Origin of the sequence: Streptomyces sp. NPDC051018 (assembly GCF_044456085.1) — a bacterium.
In the GTDB taxonomy this organism is placed as follows: domain Bacteria; phylum Actinomycetota; class Actinomycetes; order Streptomycetales; family Streptomycetaceae; genus Streptomyces.
The window spans coordinates 123,494-142,891 of record NZ_JBITFN010000008.1; the positions used below are offsets into that span (position 1 = coordinate 123,494).

Sequence of the window (19,398 nt, forward strand, 5' to 3'; positions counted from 1 at the left end):
GACACAGGGGACACGGGGGACACAGGGGAGTTGCGGGAGGTACGGGAGGTCATGGCGCCAGGCGGCTCAGTCCGGTGAGTGCCCGTGCGGTGATCTCCTCCGGGGTGCCGGTCACCTCGACGGCGACGCCCCGCTCGTCCGCGTCGAGCGACTGGAGCGCGGCGAACTGGGAGTCCAGCAGACGGGTGGGCATGAAGTGCCCCTTGCGCCCGGCCATCCGGCGCTCGATGAGGTCCCGCTCCCCGGTGAGGTGGAGGAACACCGCGTCCGGGGCGGCGGCCCGCAGCCGGTCGCGGTAGGCCCGCTTGAGCGCCGAACTGGAGACCACCCCGCCCGCGCCCGCCCGCCCGTGCGCCCACTGCCCGATCGCGTCGAGCCAGGGCCACCGGTCGTGGTCGCCCAGCGGTGTACCGGCGGACATCTTGGCGATGTTCTCCGGCGGATGGAAGTCGTCGCCCTCGGCGTAGGGAACGCCCAGTGCGCGCGCGAGCAGGGGCCCGATCGTGGTCTTGCCGGTTCCTGCCACGCCCATCACCACGACGACCTGTGGGGTGCTCATCTCTGGGTGCCTCGCTGTCTGGGACGCCGACTCCGCTGTCGACATCGGTCCGTCGCGCTACTGAAACCCATTACGTATGACTTATTCAAGAGGTCGAGACCTAAACGTCATACTTTTTAGGTGTGAGGTACGCCCCGTAGGCTGGGATTCATGACCACAGCGGGCCCTGGCCTCCATACACATGTGCTGGACACCCTCGGCCTCGCGATCACGGCGGGCGAGTACGGACAAGGCAGCGTGCTGCGGACCGACGAGATCGCCCGGCGCTTCGACGTCTCGCGTACGGTCGTCCGTGAAGTGGTCCGCGTCCTGGAATCGATGCGCCTGGTGGAGTCCCGGCGGCGGGTCGGTGTGACCGTACGGCCCATCGAGGAGTGGAACGTCTACGACCCCCGGGTCATCCGCTGGCGGCTGGCCGGCGCCGACCGCCCCCGCCAGCTGCGTTCACTGACCGTGCTGCGCTCCGCGATCGAGCCGGTCGCCGCCGGACTCGCCGCCCGCAACGCCACTCCCGAGCAGTGCGCCCGGCTCACCGAGTGCGCGCTCGGCATGGTGGCCACCTCGCGCGGACAGCAGCTGGAGCGCTATCTGGAACACGACATCGCGTTCCACCGGATCGTGCTGAGCGCGTCCGGCAACGAGATGTTCGCGCGGCTCGGCGATGTGGTGGCGGCGATCCTCACCGGCCGTACGCACCACCAGGTCATGTTCGACGACCCGGATCCGGCCGCCGTCACCCTGCACGTGCAGGTCGCCGAGGCCGTACGGGCGGGGGACGCGGTCCGGGCCGAGGAGGTCACCCGGCAGATCGCGGTCGGCGCCCTCGCCGAGCTGGACGTCCTCGCGCCGGACCCGGCGACCTGACCCTCAAGGCGTCGACCCCCTGATGTGCCCCGGCGACATCAAGCCGCGCCCGCGAGGGCCCACTCCTGCTGAAGCCCCGGCATTCCTCAAGCTCCGGCACTCCTCAAGCTCCGGCACTCCGGAAGTCCCGACGCGGAGGTCCCCCGCCCGGCCGGTACCCGGCGGTCCTCACCCGTGACGCGCCATTCGGCGCCCCGACCGGGCCTTCCGTCTGTTCTCCGGCACGGTCTCCCGGCGCGTTCTCCCGGCCCGGAGGCAACCGGCACGGTCCCCGTCCATATCCCCAACCTCAGAAATAGCTCAGATCTCTGTCTGCGCGGCCTGAACACTGACACCATCCGAGAGGTGCCCCGGTGTGCCGTCGGGCGGTTTCCCCGGTGACCACCCCCCATCGTGGCCGAGGCCCGACCGGCACCCCGAGCACCCGGCACGGGCGCACCGCGCCCCGGCCTGAGCCCTGAAGCGCAGGGCCCCTGAACGTATACCGCACAGGTATACAGGCAGGGCTCGCGGAGACGGCGGATTCCGCGGGCCCTGCCGGACAGGCCGCCGCCCTCGCCGCCCCGTCGTCCGGGACCGAGCCCCGCACCCCGGACCGAACCCGACCGTCACCCTCCGCCCCCGTATGCGAAGTCCGCCGCGCCACAGCACGGTGTTCCCCGGGCTCCGCGCCGAGGGCTCACCCGTAAGGACCGGTGTGCCCCCTATGTCCGGGCCGTCGCGGTCCACCGCGGGTCCGGTCCGTAGGGTGGTCGGAACCGATATGCGCAGAAGGGCAGGGTGTGATGTCACAGCAGGTGCGGGGTGTGATCGCTCCGGGCAGGGACGAGCCGGTACGGGTGGAGACGATCGTCGTTCCCGATCCCGGTCCGGGCGAGGCCGTGGTGACGGTGCAGGCGTGCGGCGTCTGCCATACCGATCTGCACTACAAGCAGGGCGGGATCAGCGACGACTTCCCGTTCCTGCTGGGCCATGAGGCGGCGGGCGTGGTCGAGTCGGTGGGCGAGGGCGTCACCGATGTGGAGCCCGGGGACTTCGTGATCCTCAACTGGCGTGCGGTGTGCGGCCGTTGCCGTGCGTGCCGGCGGGGCCGGCCGTGGTACTGCTTCGACACCCACAACGCCCGGCAGAAGATGACGCTCACCGATGGAACGGAGCTGTCCCCGGCGCTGGGCATCGGGGCCTTCGCTGAGAAGACGCTGGTCGCGGCCGGGCAGTGCACCAAGGTCGACCCCGGGGTGCTGCCCGCTGTGGCGGGTCTGCTGGGGTGCGGGGTCATGGCGGGGATCGGCGCGGCGATCAACACCGGCGAGGTCGGCCGGGGCGACAGCGTCGCGGTGATCGGGTGCGGCGGTGTGGGCGACGCGGCGATCGTGGGGGCGAAGCTGGCGGGTGCGGCGCGGATCATCGCGGTGGACATCGACGACCGCAAGCTGGAGACGGCGACATCGATGGGCGCCACCCACACCGTCAACTCCCGTGCGGTGGACCCCGTGACGGCGATCCGCGAGCTGACCGGCGGGTTCGGCGCGGATGTGGTGATCGAGGCGGTGGGCCGCCCGGAGACGTATCAGCAGGCGTTCTACGCACGTGATCTGGCGGGCACGGTCGTACTCGTGGGCGTGCCGACACCGGAGATGAAGCTGGAACTGCCGCTGCTGGATGTGTTCGGGCGCGGCGGCGCGCTGAAGTCGTCGTGGTACGGGGACTGTCTGCCGTCGCGTGACTTCCCGATGCTGATCGATCTGCACCAGCAGGGCCGGATCGATCTGGGAGCGTTCGTCACGGAGACGATCGGGCTCGACGAGGTCGAGACCGCGTTCACCCGGATGCACGAGGGTGACGTCCTGCGCTCCGTGGTGGTGTTCTGATGACCGCGCGCATCGAACGGCTCGTCACCTCCGGCACATTCTCCCTCGACGGCGGCACCTGGGACGTCGACAACAACGTCTGGATCGTCGGCGACGACTCGGAGGCGATCGTCGTCGACGCCGCCCATGACGCCGCCGCCATCGAGGCCGCGCTGAGCGGCCGGGCCCTCCGCGCGATCGTCTGCACCCACGCCCACAACGACCACATCGACGCGGCCCCGGCCCTCGCCGCCGCCACCGGCGCGCCGATCCTGCTGCACCCCGGCGATCTGCCGCTGTGGCAGCAGACCCACCCCGACCGCGCCCCCGACGGGGAACTGGCCGACGGCCAGACCCTCACCGTCGCCGGCACCGAACTCACCGTGCTCCACACCCCGGGGCACGCGCCGGGCGCGGTCTGCCTGTACGCCCCCGCCCTCGCGACCGTCTTCACCGGTGACACCCTCTTCCAGGGCGGCCCGGGCGCGACCGGCCGGTCCTTCAGCGACTTCCCCACCATCATCGGCTCGATCCGCGAACGGCTGCTGACGCTGCCGCCCGCGACGGAGGTCCTCACGGGCCACGGCGACCCGACCACCATCGCCGCCGAGGCGCCCCAGCTGGAGGAGTGGATCCGGCGCGGCCACTGAGCCGTTGTCACCGCCAGCGGGAGAGCCGCAGCCGGCTGTCAAAGCGGTACGGCTCTCCCGTCACCGGATCGGTGAACTCCAGTACCTTCGCGAGGAGTTGCAGCGGCCGGGACCAGTCGCCCTCCTCGGGCTCCCGGACGACGGGGAACAGCGGATCGTCCAGGAGCGGCAGCCCGAGCGCGTTCATATGCACCCTGAGCTGATGGGTGCGCCCGGTGGTGGGCAGCAGCCGGTAGCGGCCGAGCCCGCCCCGACGCTCCACCAGTTCGATCCGGCTCTCGCTGTTCGGCTCGCCCGCCACCTCATGGGCCGCCATCACCCCGTGCTCCTTCACGATCCGGCTGCGTACGGTCCGGGGAAGCTCCACCCCGGGATCGTGGCGGGCCACCCCCTCGTACTCCTTGCGCACCCTCCGCTCGCCGAACAGCCTCTGATACGCGCCCCGGTCCTCCTCCCGTACGACGAAGAGCACCAGCCCCGCCGTGAGCCGGTCCAGCCGGTGTGCCGGCTGGAGCCCCGGCAGCCCGAGATCCCTCCGCAGCCGCGCGAGCGCGGTCTCGGTGATGTGGCGCCCGCGCGGTGTGGTGGCGAGGAAGTGCGGCTTGTCCACGACCAGCAGCCGCTCGTCGCGGTGCACGATCCCGATCTCGAACGGAACGTGCTCCTCGGGCGCGAAGTCCCGGTGGAACCAGAGATACCGCCCGGCGGTGTACGGCTCGTCCGCCGTGACGCTCCCCTCCACGGAGACGATCCGGCGCCCGGCGAACATCGCGCCCGCCCGCTCGGGCCCGTACCGCGCCGCGACATGGTCGTACACCGTCGCCCACCGCCCGCCGGGGTCCTCCGGCAGCCGGATCCGGACGGGGTCGATCCCGTCACGCTGGGGGAGCGGGCTGGGCGGCGGCCGGCGTCTGCGTCTCACCGACGTGACTGTATGCGGCGACGGCGGGCACAGCGGACAGCGGCACCGGGGCACCTGCTGCTCCACGCCCCCCGGCCCCACCGGGAGGCCGCTGCCACACAGGACCCAGGATCCAGTCGGACCAGGCGGACCAGACGGGCCACGGACACAAAAAAGCGGGCCGTGACCGCTGAGTCACCACCCACTGCCCGTACCGCTGTGAAAAAGTGTGTCCGAGGGGGGACTTGAACCCCCACGCCCGATAAAGGGCACTAGCACCTCAAGCTAGCGCGTCTGCCATTCCGCCACCCGGACCAGGTGTCTGCCGGAGGGCCTGGGCCGTTCCGACGTGGGAAACCATAGCAAACATTCGGCTGTGCCCGATCCCCCTCCACGGCCGCCCCGGGCGGGCGGGCGACGGGCGGCCGGGCTCTCTTGGGGTCCGGCCCCGGGCGCGGGAGTATGAGGAGGAACCACCAGCGGCGACATCGGGAGGAATCAGCGTGAGCGAGTCGAATACGGCCCGTACCGTCTCGGGCGAGGACGAGGTCGTCGACCTCTGCCGTGAGCTGATCCGGATCGACACCAGCAACTACGGGGACCACTCGGGTCCGGGGGAGCGGGCGGCGGCCGAGTACGTCGCGGAGAAGCTCGCCGAGGTCGGGCTCGAACCGACGATCATCGAGTCCCACAAGGGACGCGCCTCCACCGTGGCCCGGATCGAGGGAGAGGACCCCTCCCGGCCCGCGCTGCTCATCCACGGCCACACCGATGTCGTGCCGGCCAACGCGGACGACTGGACGCACCACCCGTTCTCCGGCGAGATCGCGGACGGCTGCGTCTGGGGCCGTGGTGCCGTCGACATGAAGGACATGGACGCGATGACGCTCGCCGTCGTACGGGACCGGCTGCGCTCCGGGCGCAAGCCCCCGCGCGATGTGGTGCTCGCCTTCGTCGCCGACGAGGAGGCCGGCGGAACCTACGGCGCCCGCCACCTCGTCGACCGGCACCCCGATCTCTTCGAGGGCGTCACGGAGGGCATCGGCGAGGTCGGGGGATTCTCCTTCACCGTCAACGAGAATCTGCGGCTCTATCTCGTCGAGACGGCGCAGAAGGGCATGCACTGGATGCGGCTGACCGTGGACGGCACCGCCGGCCACGGGTCGATGACCAACGACGACAACGCCATCACCGAGCTGTGCGAGGCCGTCGGACGGCTCGGCCGTCACACCTGGCCGGTGCGGGTGACCAAGACCGTACGGTCGTTCCTGGACGAACTCTCCGACGCGCTCGGCACCCCGCTCGACCCGGAGGACATGGACGCCACCCTCGCCAAGCTGGGCGGGATCGCGAAGATGGTCGGCGCGACCCTCCGCAACTCCGCCGCCCCCACGATGCTCGGCGCGGGCTACAAGGTGAACGTCATCCCCGGTCAGGCCACCGCCCATGTCGACGGCCGCTTTCTGCCGGGGTACGAGGAGGAGTTCCTGGCCGACATCGACCGGCTCATCGGGCCGAGGGTCCGCCGTGAGGACGTGCACGGCGACAAGGCGCTGGAGACCAGCTTCGACGGCGATCTCGTGGACGCGATGCAGACCGCGCTCAGCGCCGAGGACCCCATCGCCCGGGCCGTCCCGTACATGCTGTCCGGGGGCACGGACGCCAAGTCCTTCGACGACCTCGGCATCCGCTGCTTCGGCTTCGCACCGCTGCGGCTGCCGCCCGAGCTGGACTTCGCGGGAATGTTCCACGGAGTGGACGAGCGGGTGCCGGTCGACGGCCTGAAGTTCGGGGTGCGAGTGCTTGACCGCTTCCTCGACGCCTGCTGAACCGGATCGGGTGAGGTGCCCCGGCGGGTGAGACGCCCGTTAGGTGAAGTGAAACGAAACTCCAATAATCGTCCCTGTGTGCGCTGTTGACTGAGAAGAGTGAAAGGAGCATCGCCCGCGTAGCCCCTTCGCCCCCTCCTCGTTACAGGTGTTGCGGTCCGCGGCTGGGACCGCATTGTCAACAAGGAGGAATAATGATCAAGAAGGTCGTCGCTGCTGCGGCTGCCACAGGTGGTCTGGTACTCGCCGGTGCGGGCGTGGCCATGGCCGACTCGGGTGCTCAGGGCGCTGCCGTGGGCTCCCCCGGTGTGCTTTCCGGCAACGTTCTTCAGGTCCCGGTCCACGTGCCGGTGAACGTGTGCGGCAACACGGTCTCCGTGATCGGGCTCCTGAACCCCACCTTCGGCAACACCTGCATCAACGGCTGATGCTGTGACTCGACCCCTTCGGGTTCGGGTGTGAACCCGGGCGGTCCCGGAGTGCGTGCCATGCACTCCGGGGCCGCCCGGCATTCCGCCTCCGGGCGAACCGGCCCCCGGCGGAATTCCTGACGAGGCGAAGAAGGCAGGAACCACCTATGCGACAGGTCACTCGTAAGGGCCTGATCACCATGGCCGCAGCCGGCGGGGCGCTCGCCCTGGGCGGCGGCTACGCGCACGCGGGCGCCGGGGCGGCCGGAGGGGCGTCCGACTCTCCGGGCGTCGCGTCCGGGAACACGGTCCAGGTGCCGGTGAGCGTTCCGGTGAACGCGTGCGGCAACACCGTGAACGTCGTCGGTCTGCTCAACCCGGCCGCCGGCAACACCTGCGCGAACAAGTCCGGCACCGGCAGCCACGGCACCGGTCCCGGCACGGGGAGCCCCGGATCCGGGACCCCGGGCTCGGGCACCCCCGGAACCGGGACCCCGGGCTCCGGCACCCAGACCGGAGGGGGCTCCCACGCGAGCGGCAGTACCTCCCACTCTCCCGGTGTCGGCTCCGGCAACGTCATCCAGGCACCGGTCGACGTTCCGGTGAACGCGTGCGGAAACACCGTGGACATCGTCGGTCTGCTCAACCCGGCCGCCGGCAACAACTGCGGCAACAACGCCGTCCCCCCGACGGAGAAGCCCGAGGAGCCGGTCAAGCCGGGCGAGCCCGGGAACCCGGGCAAGCCCCGCGAGGCCGAGCCGTCGAACCCCGGCACCAAGCCGGCGACCCGTGACGGGAACGACCCCGTGGCGCAGGCCGCGCACTCGGACGACTCCGAGGCCCTCGCGCACACCGGCGCGGGTTCGCTGGGGATGATCATCCCGGCCGGCGCCGGACTGCTGCTCGGTGGCGCGGTGCTCTACCGAAGGGCCCGGGCCTCCGCCTGAGCGGTCCGCCCGCCGGCGTACTCAGGCGCCGTACGGCCGGCTCCTTGCCGGCCGGACCGTCCACGGGCCACCGGCACCGTCCGTGCCCGGCCCGGGGCGCGGTGTGACGGCGTGCGGTGGCACGGGACAGCATGGACACCGAGAGGGCCTCGCCACGACGAGGCCCTCTTCGCGCTGATCACCAGGTGGCGCGCACCTGACGGATGATGCGCCGGCGCAGCCGCACTCTGCGGCTGCCGTCCCGGTGCAGACTCAGTCGGTCCAACTCCCAGTGTCCGTACTCGGCATGGTCGGTCAGCAGACGGGTCGCCTCATTGCGGGAGACCCCGCGCGGGACGTACACGTCGACAAATTCGTATTCCGGCATCGCATCTATTGTGCGGGCAGAGCCCTGCTACGGATAGCGTCTGCACTATGTCTGATGCTGCGCAGCCCACCGCTGCCGAGGTACGTGCCGCCGCCGAGGCGGTCAAAGCCGCACTGGACCGTCACCTCGCGGCGGTCGAGAACCGCACGGGAGAGGACGACCCGGCCGTCTACGAAGCGTTCAACGCGCTGGCCGTGGCCGCGGAGGTCTACGACGAGCGCCTCTACGACCGCTACGACGAGGTCACACCCTTCGAGATCCCGGGAGCGGACGACTCACTGCCGCCCTACGCGGGCCCCGACGAGCCGAACGCGCTCAGCGTGCTCATCCGCCGTGACTACGCGGTGGTGGAGCCCCAGCGGCTGCTGGCACAGGCACAGCGCATCGCCGATGCCGACCCCGACGACGGCCCCGAGGACTCGGAGATCGTGGGCGCGAGCGTGCACGCCGCGCTCGGTGTGCTCTTCGGGGAGTACGAACCGGATGAAATCGCCTCCCGGCACAAGGAGTTCGGCCTGGAGGAAGGCGACTCCACCCTCTGGGTGTCGGCCGCGGACGAGGTGTCCGAGCCGGGCGAATGGCTGAGCGCCCCCTTCGAGCAGGCCGACGCGCAGCGGGTGATCTGCCGTTTCGACGTGAGTGCCGTCTTCGACGAGGACGATCTCGGCGAGGGGCTGGACCTCGACGAAGTACGACGCTGAGACGGCGCGGGCCGGCCTCTACCGTCCCTCCCCGCCCGGCCCCGAGGCCCCCGCGTCCCGTGGACCGCACCCGGTCCCGGTGACACGGGGGCTTCGGCGTGCGTGGCCCGTCCTCCCGGGCGACGGCGGGCGGGCCTGTGCCGTACGCGGGCCGGCCGCCGGAGGACGGGGCTGCGGCGGGTGACAGGTGCCGGGGGTGGCGCCGGGGCCTCGGGCGAGGGTCCCTGGCCGGGGCTGTGCTGCGACGGGCCCGGGTGCCGGGGGCCGGGTGGTGCCGTGGGATACGGCGGCGGGTCCCCGGACGGAGGGGGCCGGACCTGACCGCCGGGGTCCCGCGGTCGGGCCGGGTGACCGGTGGCCCTGCGGTACGGCGTGGTGCGGGCACTCGGCCGAGGGCGGTGTGGCGGTGGCGCTGTGGGGCGCGGCGGCGGCCGGTGAAGGAGAGGGACGCGCCCGGGTGCCGGTGTGCCGGGTGGTCCGTCGTTGCCGTTGGGGGCCGTGGTCGGGCCGGGGTGGCGGTCGTGCCGTGGGGTGATCCCCGGTGGAGTGAGGGCATGGGCGCCCGGCGTGGGCCGCCTCTGTCCCGGAGACCCGATGGGGCCGTGCGCGGGCCGTACGGAGTCCGGCCTCATGTATCCATCGGCGGTGGCCTGCCCGCCGTCGGTACGCCGGCACCGGGGCGGGTGCGGCGCCCCGGTGTTCTCCCGTACCCCGGTCGGTTACGGCGTGGGGGCCAGCAGGCCCTCCAGCAGCGGCCGGAGGCGTGTGGTGCGCTCCTGGGCGGGGATCTCCGCCACCGCGCGTGACAGGGCCTGGTCCACGCCGTGCACCACCGAGAGATGGCGCTCACCACGGCCGAACGCCGTATAGACCCAGGGGCGGCTGAGCCCTCCTGCCGCGTCCCCCGGCAGCACCACGACCGCCGCCGGCCAGCGCATCCCCGCCGCCTGGTGCGCGGTCATCGCCCAGCCGTGCCGGACCGCCGACTCGACCCGGTCCTTCGGCACCGTCACCGGTCCGCCCTCGCACTCCAGGCGCAGACCCTCCGCGTCCGCCGAGACGACGGTGCCGGGCATGGTCCGGCCCGTGGCCGGGGCGTACGCCACCCGGTCGCCGGGGTCGAAACCGGCGAACCGGCCGGGGCCCGGGTTCAGCCGCTCCTTGAGCGCCGCGTTCAGGGCGCGGGTGCCCGCGGAGCCGCCGTGGCCGACCGTGATCACCTGGGTCTGCCCCGCGGGCACCCCGATCGCCCGCGGCACCGAGTCCGCGACGAGCTGCACCGTACGGTGAACGGCCTCGCCCGCGTCCCGTACCGGCACGATGACGACCTCCCTGCCCGGCGCCTCCACCTGATTCAGCTCGCCGACGCCGATCCCCGAGACCAGCTCGCCGATGGGGCCCGGATCCGGGATCCGCGAGGCAACCTGGGGGCATACCCGGGCGGCCAGCAGATCGGCGAAGACTCGCCCGGCGCCCGCCGAGAACAACTCTTCCGGGTCACCGCTGAGGACGAGCCGGCCGCCGTCCGGCAGCGACTCGACCAGCATCGCGGCCGTCTCCACATCGAGGCGCGGCGCGTCCAGGACGACCAGCAGGTCCAGTGCCAGCGCGCCGTCCTCGTCACGGCCCGGCCCCTGCGTACCGGACAGCAGACCGGAGACGGTGACCGCCGCACGGTCCTGGCCGTCGTGTCCTCGGGGGCTGTGGACCGCGACGACCGCGCGCAGGCCGAGGGCTCCGGCGGCATCCGCCAGGGCGACGGGCTCCGCGCGAGCGGCCTCACCGCCGGTGTGGACGACCAGTCCGCTCGCCGCGACAGCCCGGGCCAGCTCGGCGGGCTCCGCTCCGGCCCACCGTGCGTCGGCGCCCGCCCTGGCGAGCCGGGCCAGTCCGTCCGCGAGGCTCTCCTCCGCCAGTGCGTACCGGTCGAGGCCGAGCAGGACCGGGGCTTCCGGCTGCTGGGTCGGCGGCTCTTCCTCCGTCGCGTCGCCCGTTCCGCCCTCCGTCCGCTCCTGCGGCTCCCCGCCGTCCTGGAACAGCAGCACGGCTCCGTCGGACACGGCCTGCCGGAGGGCCTCGTCCGGATCGGGCACCGACAGCTCGGCCAGCGCTTCCCGTACGGAGGAGGACTCCAGCACGGTGTGCCCCTGGAGGGCCGCACGTTCCAGCCGCCAGGTGACCAGGGCAGCCGTACGCCGCTCGTCACCCGGGCCGCACTCGCCGCCGAGCAGGGCGCGAGCGAATCCGTCGGCCTGTCCGGGCCGCACACCCGGCACGGACAGCAGCTGCCAGGGGTCCTCCCGCAGCACTCCCTCGGCCCCCTCCCCGAGCACGTCCGCGACCTGCACGGCGAGCGACTCGGGCGCACCGCCCTGGGCGAGCACCGCCCGGACGGCCGCCACGGCCCCGGGCGCGGTCGGCCCCGGGACACCCGGTACGGCCGGAGCGGTGGGCCGGTGGCCCGGCCCGGCCGCCGGAACCCGGGGGGCCGGGGACGCGGCCGGTGCGGCCCGGGGCGCTGTGGGCGCGGGTGGGCTGTCGTAGTACGCCCCCGCCGACTTCTCGCCGCTCTCCACCGCGCGCACGGCCGCCAGCAGATCGGCCGCCGTGCCGCTGAGCTTGGAGCCGCTCGCGATGGGCGCGTCTTTCTCGGCCTTCCGCCGCTCGATCCTCGCCCGCAACTCCCGCTGCGCGGCAAGTTCCGCCTCGGCCTCGGACAGGTCCCCGCCCGAGCCGGGGTCCGCGTCCGCCTCCGTGCCGCCGTCCGAGCCCGCGCGGGTCTCCGCGCCCCCGTCCGTACCGCCGTCCGTGTCTTCGCCGGACTCCGCGTCCGTGCCCTCGTCGGCGTCGGTGTCGGCGTCGTCCGGGAGACCGGCCGCCACCGCGTCCCCACCGGAGGGCTCGCCCAGCGTGTCGCCCGGGCCGGGCGCGCCGGTCCCGGGAGCGGGTGCGGCGCCGTCCCCCCGGGGTGCCCCGGCGGGCTCCTCCGGGGCGGCGGCTCCGTCCGCGAACGTCTGGTCGTCGGCCGGGGGTTCGGGGTTCGGCCCCCGGGAAGGCGCGGTCACAGCGTGCTCCAGTCCTGGTCGGGATAGCGGTGCACGGGCGCCGACACATCGTCGAGCGCCTGGCAGATCTCGTCTGGAAGAGTAAGCGCCTCCACTGACAACGCGGCCGTGAGCTGCTGCGCGTTGCGCGCGCCGACGATCGGGGCGACCACACCCGGCCGGTCCCGCACCCAGGCGAGCGCCACCTGGAGGGCCGTCGTCGCCAGCCCGTCCGCCGCCGTCGCCACCGCGTCCACGATGCTGCTCGCGGTCTCGTCGAGATACGGCTCCACAAAGGGCGCGAGGTGTTCGGAGGCACCCCGCGAATCCGCCGGCGTCCCCTGGCGGTACTTGCCCGTCAGCACCCCGCGCCCCAGCGGCGACGACGGCAGCAGGCCCACGCCCAGGTCCAGCGCGGCGGGCAGCACCTCGCGCTCCACGCCCCGCTGGAGCAGGGAGTACTCCATCTGCGTACTGGCCAGCCGGGTGCGCACCCCGGGGGACGCCAGCTGCCAGGTCGCCGCCTTGGCGAGCTGCCAGCCGCAGAAGTTCGACACGCCCGCGTATCTCGCCCGGCCGCTGCTCACGGCGATGTCCAGGGCCTGGAGGGTCTCGTCCAGAGGCGTGAGGGGGTCGAAGGCGTGGACCTGCCAGAGATCGACATACGTCGTCCCGAGCCGCTCCAGCGATTCGTCGAGGGCGGCGAGCAGATGGCCGCGGGAGCCGTCGAAGCGGCGGTCCGGATCGGGCACGCTGCCCGCCTTGGTCGCGATCACCAGATCACGCCGTGGTACCAGCCGCTCGACGAGCTGCCCGAGCAGATACTCCGCGTCCCCGCCCCCGTACACATCGGCGGTGTCGACCAGTGTCCCGCCGGCCTCCCAGAACGCCTTCAGCTGGTCGGCGGCGTCATGCTCATCGGTGTCCCGGCCCCAGGTCAGGGTGCCGAGCCCGATCCGGGACACGCGCAGGCCGGTGCGGCCGAGATGCCTCTGCTCCATGAGCGCTGAGATTACTGGCCGGGGCCCCGCCTCGCGGGAGCCTGTGGACAACCACCGGAAGCCGCCCCGGGTCACCGGCGGCCCGCGCAGTGAGCAAACTCTCCTCCGACGGATGGATCCAGCCGCGCTAGAGTCCCCGCAACAAGGACGTTACCGATCGGTAAGAGGGAGCTTTCATGCGGCTCGGCATCAACCTCGGCTACTGGGGCGCGGGAATGGACGGCGACAATCTCGCGGTCGCCCAGGAGGCCGACCGGCTCGGCTACGACGTCTGCTGGGCCGCGGAGGCATACGGCTCCGACGCGCCCACCGTCCTCAGCTGGGTCGCGGCCCGGACCGAGCGGATCGATGTCGGATCGGCGATCATGCAGATCCCCGCCCGGCAGCCCGCCATGACGGCGATGACCGCCGCCACCCTCGACTCCCTCTCCGGCGGCCGCTTCCGCCTCGGTCTCGGGGTCTCGGGCCCCCAGGTCTCCGAGGGCTGGTACGGCGTCAGGTTCGACAAGCCGCTGGCCCGCACCCGGGAGTACGTCGAGATCATCCGCAGGGCGATGTCCCGCGAGCGCCTCTCCTTCGAGGGCGAGCACTGGACCCTGCCGCTGCCCGGCGGCCCGGGCAAGCCGCTGAAGCTCACGGTCCACCCCGAGCGTGAGCACATCCCGCTCTACATCGCCGCCATCGGCCCCAGGAACCTGGAGCAGACCGGTGAGATCGCCGACGGCGCGCTGCTGCTGTTCTGCGCGGCCGACCAGCTGGAGGACACGGCGCTCCGTCATCTGCGGGCGGGCCGTCTGCGGGCCGGGAAGACGCTGGAGGGCTTCGACGTCTGTCCGACCCTGCCGCTGGCCCTCGGCGACGACATTCCCGCCCTCGCCGACCAGTTGAGGCCGTACACCGCGCTGTACGTCGGCGGTATGGGCAGCCGCAGGCAGAACTTCTACAACCAGCTCGCGCGGCGCATGGGGTACGAGAAGGAAGCCGCCGAGATCCAGGACAAGTACCTCTCCGGCGACAAGGCGGGCGCGGCGGCGGCCGTTCCGCACCGGCTGATCGACTCCATCGCCCTGCTGGGCTCCGTGGAGCGGATCGCCGAGCGGATGCAGGCGTACGCGGAGGCCGGGGTCACGACGCTGACGCTCTCCCCGGCCGGGTTCACGCTCGACGAGCGGATCGCGGCGCTCCGGGCGGGCACCGAGGCGCTGGAGCGTTCCGGCCTGGCCTGAGGGCCCCGGCCAGGGGTCTCGGCCAGGGGGCCCCGGCCGGCTCCTTGGGGGCCGTCTCGTGTGATCGTGCGGCGGTCATCGGGGCCGCCGTAGACCGGGCCGTGCGGCAGCCGGCCCCCGGGCCGGGCGTGCGCCGGCGTGCCGGGCCCCGGGACCGGTGGCGGCCCCGGACAGGCGGGCTTGCGGTGGAGTGGTTCCGCGGCCGTGGTGGGGGCTCGGGGGGTCTCCCCGCCACGGCCGTCACGCGTACAACGCCCGGGGACCCGCCTCGGTTACTGCCGTTCACAGCGGCCCCCCGGCGCACCGCCCGCCGGGGCGACTTCGCCCGAAGGGCGCGGATGTCGTCCGATCAGCGCAGTTGTCCGGCTCTGCTGTTGCCAGCTCCCCGATACCGCACTTGACTCTTTCTTTGCGGATGCTTTCAGGAGGTGGCAGTAGTGCTCTCGGCCCGAAGCCTGTTCCAGGAAATCCTCGACAACGACGACTCCTACCGGCTCTTCTGCTCCATCGCGGCCAGCGGCGAGGCACAGGGCGGCTGGGAGAACGCCCGTATCGCCGCCCTCGTGCCCGACAGCATGCGGGCTCTCGCGCCGAGGATCACACGCCACGGCGCGGACGAGGACAAGCACGGCCGGATCTTCCATGCGCTCCTCAGGAAGCGCGGCCTCGAACCGCTCCCCGTACCGCCCGAGACGGACTACACGATGCTCCTGGAACGGCAGGGCATCGGCCTCACCCACGACAAGCTGCGCCGCGAGGAACCCCTCAGCGATGAGGACATCGTCGTCTATCTCTCGCACAGCAGGGTCACCGAGCAGCGTGCCGCCGACCAGATGGTGATGCTGGTGAAGTACTTCGGCGACCACCCCGAGGTCGGCAGAGCCATCAGGATGATCAGCAACGACGAGGACAACCACCTCGCGTACTGCCACGAGGAACTGCTGCGCCTGGCCTCCGAGGGACACGGCCGCACCATCCAGCGCGTGCTGCGCGAGAGCGCGCTCGCAGAGATCAGGATCTACCGCGATGTGAGCCTCGCGGTGATGTCCCACATGGGGCGGCTGCTGCACTGGCCCGCGCCGAAGGCGGCGGCGCTCGCGGCGGGCATCCACGGGCTGTACACCTACGAGCGGCTCGGCGGCTGGCACCGCATGATCAGCCTCCGGATGCCGGAGCGCAGGGGCGCCCTCGACGGGCCGGCTCCCGCCGCGCCCGCCTTCTGAGAAGCACGTTCGGGCGGGCACGGTCCGGCGGCGACGTACCGGTGCGGGTGTTCCCGTGAGGACCGGGCGAACCGTCCGGGGAGCGAGCCGGGTGACCTCTCCGTCACCCGGCGACGGCGCCTCCGGCTGCGGTCACCCGGCGACGGCGCCTCCGGCTCACCCGGCGGTCACCCGTCCGCGCCTAGAGCCAGCCCCGGCGCTTGAACAGCCGGTACAGACCGTAGACCGTGCCCGCCATCAGCAGCAGTACGGCGGGATAGGCCCAGACCCATCGCAGCTCGGGCATATGGTCGAAGTTCATGCCGTAGATCCCGGCGACCATCGTGGGAACCGCGGCCATGGCCGCCCACGCCGAGATCTTGCGCATATCGTCGTTCTGGCGCACCCCCTGCTGCGCGAGATGCGCGGCCAGGATGTCCGACAGCAGCCGGTCCAGGCCCTCCACCTGCTCGTACGCGCGGGTCAGATGGTCGTTCACATCCCGGAAGAACGGCCGGGAGTGCTCGTGTACGAACGGCACATCCGCACTCGCCAGCCGGGCCATCGGCACCCCGAGCGGCCCCGCCGCGCGCCGGAACTCCAGCACCTGGCGTTTGAAGACATAGATCCGGGCCGCCGTGGCGCGCCCCGGGCCGCCGCCCGTGGGGGAGAAGACCTCGGCCTCCATCTCCTCCAGGTCGATCTGGAGCTCCGCCGCGACCTCCATGTAGTGGTCGACGACGGCGTCGCTGACCGCGTACAGCACGGCGGTCGGCCCGTGCCGGAGCACATGCGGCTCGGCCTCCAGCCGCTTGCGCACATCGGTGAGCGGGGACCCCTCGCCATGGCGGACCGTCACCACGAACGAATCGCCGATGAAGAGCATCAGCTCGCCGGTGGTGACCGTGTCGCTCTCCTGGTCGTACACCACCGGTTTGAGGACGACGAACAGCGAGTCGTCGTAGACCTCCAGCTTGGGCCGCTGATGGGCCCTGAGCGCGTCCTCCACGGCGAGCGGATGCAGCCCGAACTCCTGCTTGACGAGGTCGAACTCCTCCTCGGTGGGCTCGTACATCCCGACCCACAGGAACGCGTCACCGCTCGCGCGCGCCCGGGCGAGCGCCTCCGAGAGATCGCCGGGGCCCTCGGTCCGGCGCCCCTCCCGGTAGATGGCGCAGTCCACGATCACAGCGGGCATTCTTCCCTGCACACGCTCCCGGCGCACCCCGGAGGCACACTGCCGGGGACCCGCCGGGCGGTGACCGGCACGCCCGGGCCGACGGCCCGGTCGATCCCGGGCCGTGTCGCCGGAATGGAGCCGTCCGCCCTGAGGACGGGGGAGACGCCGCAAGGCCGGAACCCGGAGGACCGCGCTCGTACCGTACAGGCCTGCACCGGACGTGTGTGTACCGGACAGGCCCCCACCGGACAGGCCCGCACCGGATGCGTCCGTGCGCGGCGTGCTCGTACCCGACGCGCCCGGGCGATCAGGGGAACGCGGCGAAGGGCCGCGCCGGGCGCCATGGGCCGGTGAACGTTTCCGGTCACCGCACTAGGCTGACGGGCATGGCCACGCTGATCCTCGTACGTCACGGACGCTCCACCGCGAACACCGCGGGGGTGCTCGCGGGCTGGACCCCGGGGGTCCATCTCGACGAGCGGGGCGCCGCCCAGGCGGCCGCGCTGCCGGAACGTATCGCCTCCGTACCGCTCGCCCTGGCCGTGAGCAGCCCCCTGGAGCGCTGCCGGGAGACGCTCCAGCCGCTCCTCGACGCCCGGCCGGATCTGGAGCTGCGGACCGACGAGCGGATCGGCGAGTGCGACTACGGCGACTGGTCGGGCCGCAAACTCAAGGAGCTCAACGGCGAGCCCCTGATGGAGGTCGTCCAGCACCATCCCTCGGCCGCCGCCTTCCCCGGCGGGGAATCCATGCGGGCCATGCAGGCACGTGCCGTCGAGGCCGTACGCGACTGGAACGCGCGCGTCGACGCCGGACACGGCGCCGACGCGGCCTATGTCATGTGCTCCCACGGCGACATCGTCAAGTCGCTCGTCGCCGACGCGCTCGGTATGCATCTCGATCTCTTCCAGCGGATCCATGTGGAACCGTGTTCCATCACCGTGATCCGTTACACCCGGACCCGGCCCTTTCTTCTGCGGCTCGGCGACACCGGGGACTTCGACGTCCTCGCCCCGCGCGCGGGCGGGGAGGAGGGCGACAACGGGAACGCCGTCGTCGGGGGCGGCGCGGGCGCCCCGTGATCGCCTTCAGCAGTAGGGTGGACGGGCCGAATGCCTGTATGGCCCGCGAGGCTTGTGCCGACCGCGGCCGGCATTGATCATTTCCGAGTTTTTGAGGGAGACAGAGCGTGTCCCGTCAGGTGTTCCTCTACGATCCGCCGGACCGTTTCGTGGCCGGTACCGTCGGGCTGCCTGGACGCCGTACGTTCTTCCTCCAGGCCTCGGCCGGAGGGCGCGTCACCAGCGTGGCCCTGGAGAAGACCCAGGTGGCCGCGCTCGCCGAGCGTATCGACGAACTGCTCGACGAGGTCGTCCGCCGTACGGGGGGCAACGCCCCCGTGCCCGCCGTCGCCCCCGCGGACGTCGCCGACACCGCGCCCCTCGACGCTCCCGTGGAGGAGGAGTTCCGCGTCGGCACGATGGCGCTGGCCTGGGACGGCGAGGAGCAGCGCATGATCGTCGAGGCCCAGGCGCTGGTGGAACTGGACGCCGACTCCGACGAGGACCTCGCCGAGGCCGAGGAGCGACTGCTCCAGGACGAGGAGAACGGGCCGCCGATGCTGCGTGTCCGGCTGTCCGGGGCGCAGGCGCGTGCCTTCGCCAAGCGCGCCCTGGACGTGGTGAACGCGGGCCGTCCGCCCTGTCCCCTGTGCAGCCTCCCGCTCGATCCGGAAGGACACGTATGCCCGCGCCAGAACGGATACCGACGGGGAGCGTGACCTCCCTGGACCTGCTCTCCAGGGGGGAGCTGACCGTACGCGGCCGGGTCCGCGAGGCGTCCAACGCGGTGCTGTTCTGTTCCGTCTCGTACGCGGGGGAGAAAGCCTCCTGCGTCTACAAGCCGATCGCGGGCGAACGCCCCCTGTGGGACTTCCCGGACGGCACCCTCGCCGAGCGCGAGGTCGCGGCCTACGAGGTCTCCGAGGCCCTCGGCTGGGGGCTGGTCCCCCCGACGGTCCTGCGGGACGGCCCCTACGGCTGCGGCATGGTCCAGCTCTGGATCGAGGCGGACCCCGGTGCCGGCGCCGACCGGCCGCTGCTCGCCCTCGTCGAGGACGAGGAACCCGGCGACGGCTGGAAGGCGGTGGGACTGGCCGAGGTCGGCGAAGGCCGCACGGCGCTCCTGGTCCACGCGGACGACGCACGGCTGCGGCGGCTGGCGGTCCTGGACGCGGTGATCAACAATGGCGACCGCAAGGGCGGGCATCTGCTGCCGTCGGCCGACGGCGCGCTGTACGCCATCGACCACGGTGTCACGTTCAACGTCGACGACAAGCTCCGCACCCTGCTGTGGGGCTGGGCCGGCACCCCGCTTCCCGCCGAGACCCTCGACGCCCTGCGCGCACTGGCCGCCGAACTGTCTCCCGGCGAGCCGCTGGCCACCCGACTGACCGAGCTGCTCACACCCGCGGAAGTGGAGGCGGTGCGATCCCGGGTGCGGGGTCTGCTGTCGACGGGTGTCCACCCGGCACCGTCGGGCGACTGGCCGTCGATCCCGTGGCCGCCGATATGAGGATGTACGCCCGGGGGTGACCCGCGGCCGGGGCGAAGGGGCGGCGCGAGGACCCCTGACCCGAACACCCTCACCCGAAAACCCCCACCTGGA

The 19,398-nt window shown here is 72.4% G+C and carries 18 protein-coding genes and 1 tRNA gene; 12 read left to right on the forward strand and 7 right to left on the reverse strand.

Annotated elements, in window-relative coordinates; translation table 11 throughout:
- Positions 1-49 precede the first annotated feature (49 nt).
- Positions 50-559, reverse strand: coding sequence for a gluconokinase (locus ACIBCM_RS16090; RefSeq protein WP_399243518.1), 510 nt, complete (start codon positions 557-559; stop codon positions 50-52).
- Between the two features lie 150 nt (positions 560-709).
- On the opposite strand from ACIBCM_RS16090, the gene ACIBCM_RS16095 reads away from it, so the two are divergent.
- The 3 genes from ACIBCM_RS16095 (at position 710) to ACIBCM_RS16105 (ending at position 3,923) form a co-directional block, all read left to right on the forward strand.
- Entirely contained in the window at positions 710-1,423 is a 714-nt protein-coding gene (locus tag ACIBCM_RS16095) for a FadR/GntR family transcriptional regulator (RefSeq protein ID WP_399243520.1), read from the forward strand.
- Between the two features lie 785 nt (positions 1,424-2,208).
- Positions 2,209-3,294, forward strand: coding sequence for an S-(hydroxymethyl)mycothiol dehydrogenase (locus ACIBCM_RS16100; protein WP_399243521.1), 1,086 nt, complete (start codon positions 2,209-2,211; stop codon positions 3,292-3,294).
- Positions 3,294-3,923, forward strand: coding sequence for an MBL fold metallo-hydrolase (locus ACIBCM_RS16105; RefSeq protein ID WP_399243523.1), 630 nt, complete (start codon positions 3,294-3,296; stop codon positions 3,921-3,923). The genes ACIBCM_RS16100 and ACIBCM_RS16105 overlap by 1 nt, the downstream gene beginning before the upstream one ends.
- Before the next feature lie 7 nt (positions 3,924-3,930).
- Here the strand turns inward: ACIBCM_RS16105 and ACIBCM_RS16110 are convergent, their stop codons facing one another.
- A complete protein-coding gene (locus ACIBCM_RS16110) occupies positions 3,931-4,845 on the reverse strand; it encodes a pseudouridine synthase (RefSeq protein WP_399243525.1) in 915 nt (304 codons plus the stop codon).
- 209 nt (positions 4,846-5,054) lie between these two features.
- Positions 5,055-5,139, reverse strand: a tRNA-Leu gene (locus ACIBCM_RS16115).
- A 188-nt stretch (positions 5,140-5,327) separates the two neighbouring features.
- On the opposite strand from ACIBCM_RS16115, the gene ACIBCM_RS16120 reads away from it, so the two are divergent.
- From ACIBCM_RS16120 to ACIBCM_RS16130, 3 genes are all read left to right on the forward strand, one after another.
- Positions 5,328-6,653: a M20/M25/M40 family metallo-hydrolase gene (locus tag ACIBCM_RS16120; protein ID WP_399243526.1), complete on the forward strand. Its 1,326-nt coding sequence runs from the start codon at positions 5,328-5,330 to the stop codon at positions 6,651-6,653.
- Between the two features lie 194 nt (positions 6,654-6,847).
- Entirely contained in the window at positions 6,848-7,081 is a 234-nt protein-coding gene (gene chpH / locus ACIBCM_RS16125; RefSeq protein ID WP_399243527.1) for a chaplin ChpH, read from the forward strand.
- A 149-nt stretch (positions 7,082-7,230) separates the two neighbouring features.
- Complete coding sequence (locus ACIBCM_RS16130) at positions 7,231-8,010, forward strand: chaplin (protein ID WP_399243529.1); 780 nt, start codon at positions 7,231-7,233, stop codon at positions 8,008-8,010.
- 178 nt (positions 8,011-8,188) lie between these two features.
- On the opposite strand, the gene ACIBCM_RS16135 is transcribed toward ACIBCM_RS16130, so the two are convergent.
- The gene (locus ACIBCM_RS16135) at positions 8,189-8,377 is read right to left on the reverse strand and encodes a DUF5703 family protein (protein ID WP_329114830.1); all 189 of its coding nucleotides are present in this window, start codon (positions 8,375-8,377) and stop codon (positions 8,189-8,191) included.
- A gap of 47 nt (positions 8,378-8,424) precedes the next feature.
- On the opposite strand from ACIBCM_RS16135, the gene ACIBCM_RS16140 reads away from it, so the two are divergent.
- Positions 8,425-9,078, forward strand: a complete 654-nt coding sequence (locus tag ACIBCM_RS16140) for a hypothetical protein (protein ID WP_399243531.1) — start codon at positions 8,425-8,427, stop codon at positions 9,076-9,078.
- Between the two features lie 719 nt (positions 9,079-9,797).
- Here the strand turns inward: ACIBCM_RS16140 and ACIBCM_RS16145 are convergent.
- Both ACIBCM_RS16145 and ACIBCM_RS16150 read right to left on the reverse strand, forming a co-directional pair.
- A complete protein-coding gene (locus tag ACIBCM_RS16145) occupies positions 9,798-12,143 on the reverse strand; it encodes a helix-hairpin-helix domain-containing protein (protein WP_399243533.1) in 2,346 nt (781 codons plus the stop codon).
- Entirely contained in the window at positions 12,140-13,123 is a 984-nt protein-coding gene (locus ACIBCM_RS16150; RefSeq protein WP_399243535.1) for an aldo/keto reductase, read from the reverse strand. Before ACIBCM_RS16150 ends, ACIBCM_RS16145 begins: the two co-directional genes overlap by 4 nt.
- 176 nt (positions 13,124-13,299) lie before the next feature.
- On the opposite strand from ACIBCM_RS16150, the gene ACIBCM_RS16155 reads away from it, so the two are divergent.
- On the forward strand, positions 13,300-14,349 hold the full coding sequence (locus ACIBCM_RS16155; RefSeq protein WP_399243537.1) for an LLM class F420-dependent oxidoreductase: 1,050 nt from the start codon (positions 13,300-13,302) through the stop codon (positions 14,347-14,349).
- A 437-nt stretch (positions 14,350-14,786) separates the two neighbouring features.
- Entirely contained in the window at positions 14,787-15,572 is a 786-nt protein-coding gene (locus tag ACIBCM_RS16160) for a ferritin-like domain-containing protein (RefSeq protein WP_399243539.1), read from the forward strand.
- Positions 15,573-15,753: 181 nt separating this feature from the next.
- Here the strand turns inward: ACIBCM_RS16160 and corA are convergent, their stop codons facing one another.
- On the reverse strand, positions 15,754-16,749 hold the full coding sequence (corA, locus tag ACIBCM_RS16165) for a magnesium/cobalt transporter CorA (protein WP_399243541.1): 996 nt from the start codon (positions 16,747-16,749) through the stop codon (positions 15,754-15,756).
- Between the two features lie 368 nt (positions 16,750-17,117).
- Here corA and ACIBCM_RS16170 point away from each other — a divergent pair, with 368 nt between their 5' ends.
- The 3 genes from ACIBCM_RS16170 (at position 17,118) to ACIBCM_RS16180 (ending at position 19,305) form a co-directional block, all read left to right on the forward strand.
- A complete protein-coding gene (locus ACIBCM_RS16170; protein WP_399243543.1) occupies positions 17,118-17,813 on the forward strand; it encodes a histidine phosphatase family protein in 696 nt (231 codons plus the stop codon).
- Between the two features lie 107 nt (positions 17,814-17,920).
- Positions 17,921-18,511 (forward strand): DUF3090 domain-containing protein, encoded by a 591-nt coding sequence (locus ACIBCM_RS16175; RefSeq protein ID WP_399243545.1) that lies wholly within the window; start codon positions 17,921-17,923, stop codon positions 18,509-18,511.
- Positions 18,475-19,305: an SCO1664 family protein gene (locus tag ACIBCM_RS16180; RefSeq protein WP_399243547.1), complete on the forward strand. Its 831-nt coding sequence runs from the start codon at positions 18,475-18,477 to the stop codon at positions 19,303-19,305. Before ACIBCM_RS16175 ends, ACIBCM_RS16180 begins: the two co-directional genes overlap by 37 nt.
- The last annotated feature ends 93 nt before the right edge of the window (positions 19,306-19,398 follow it).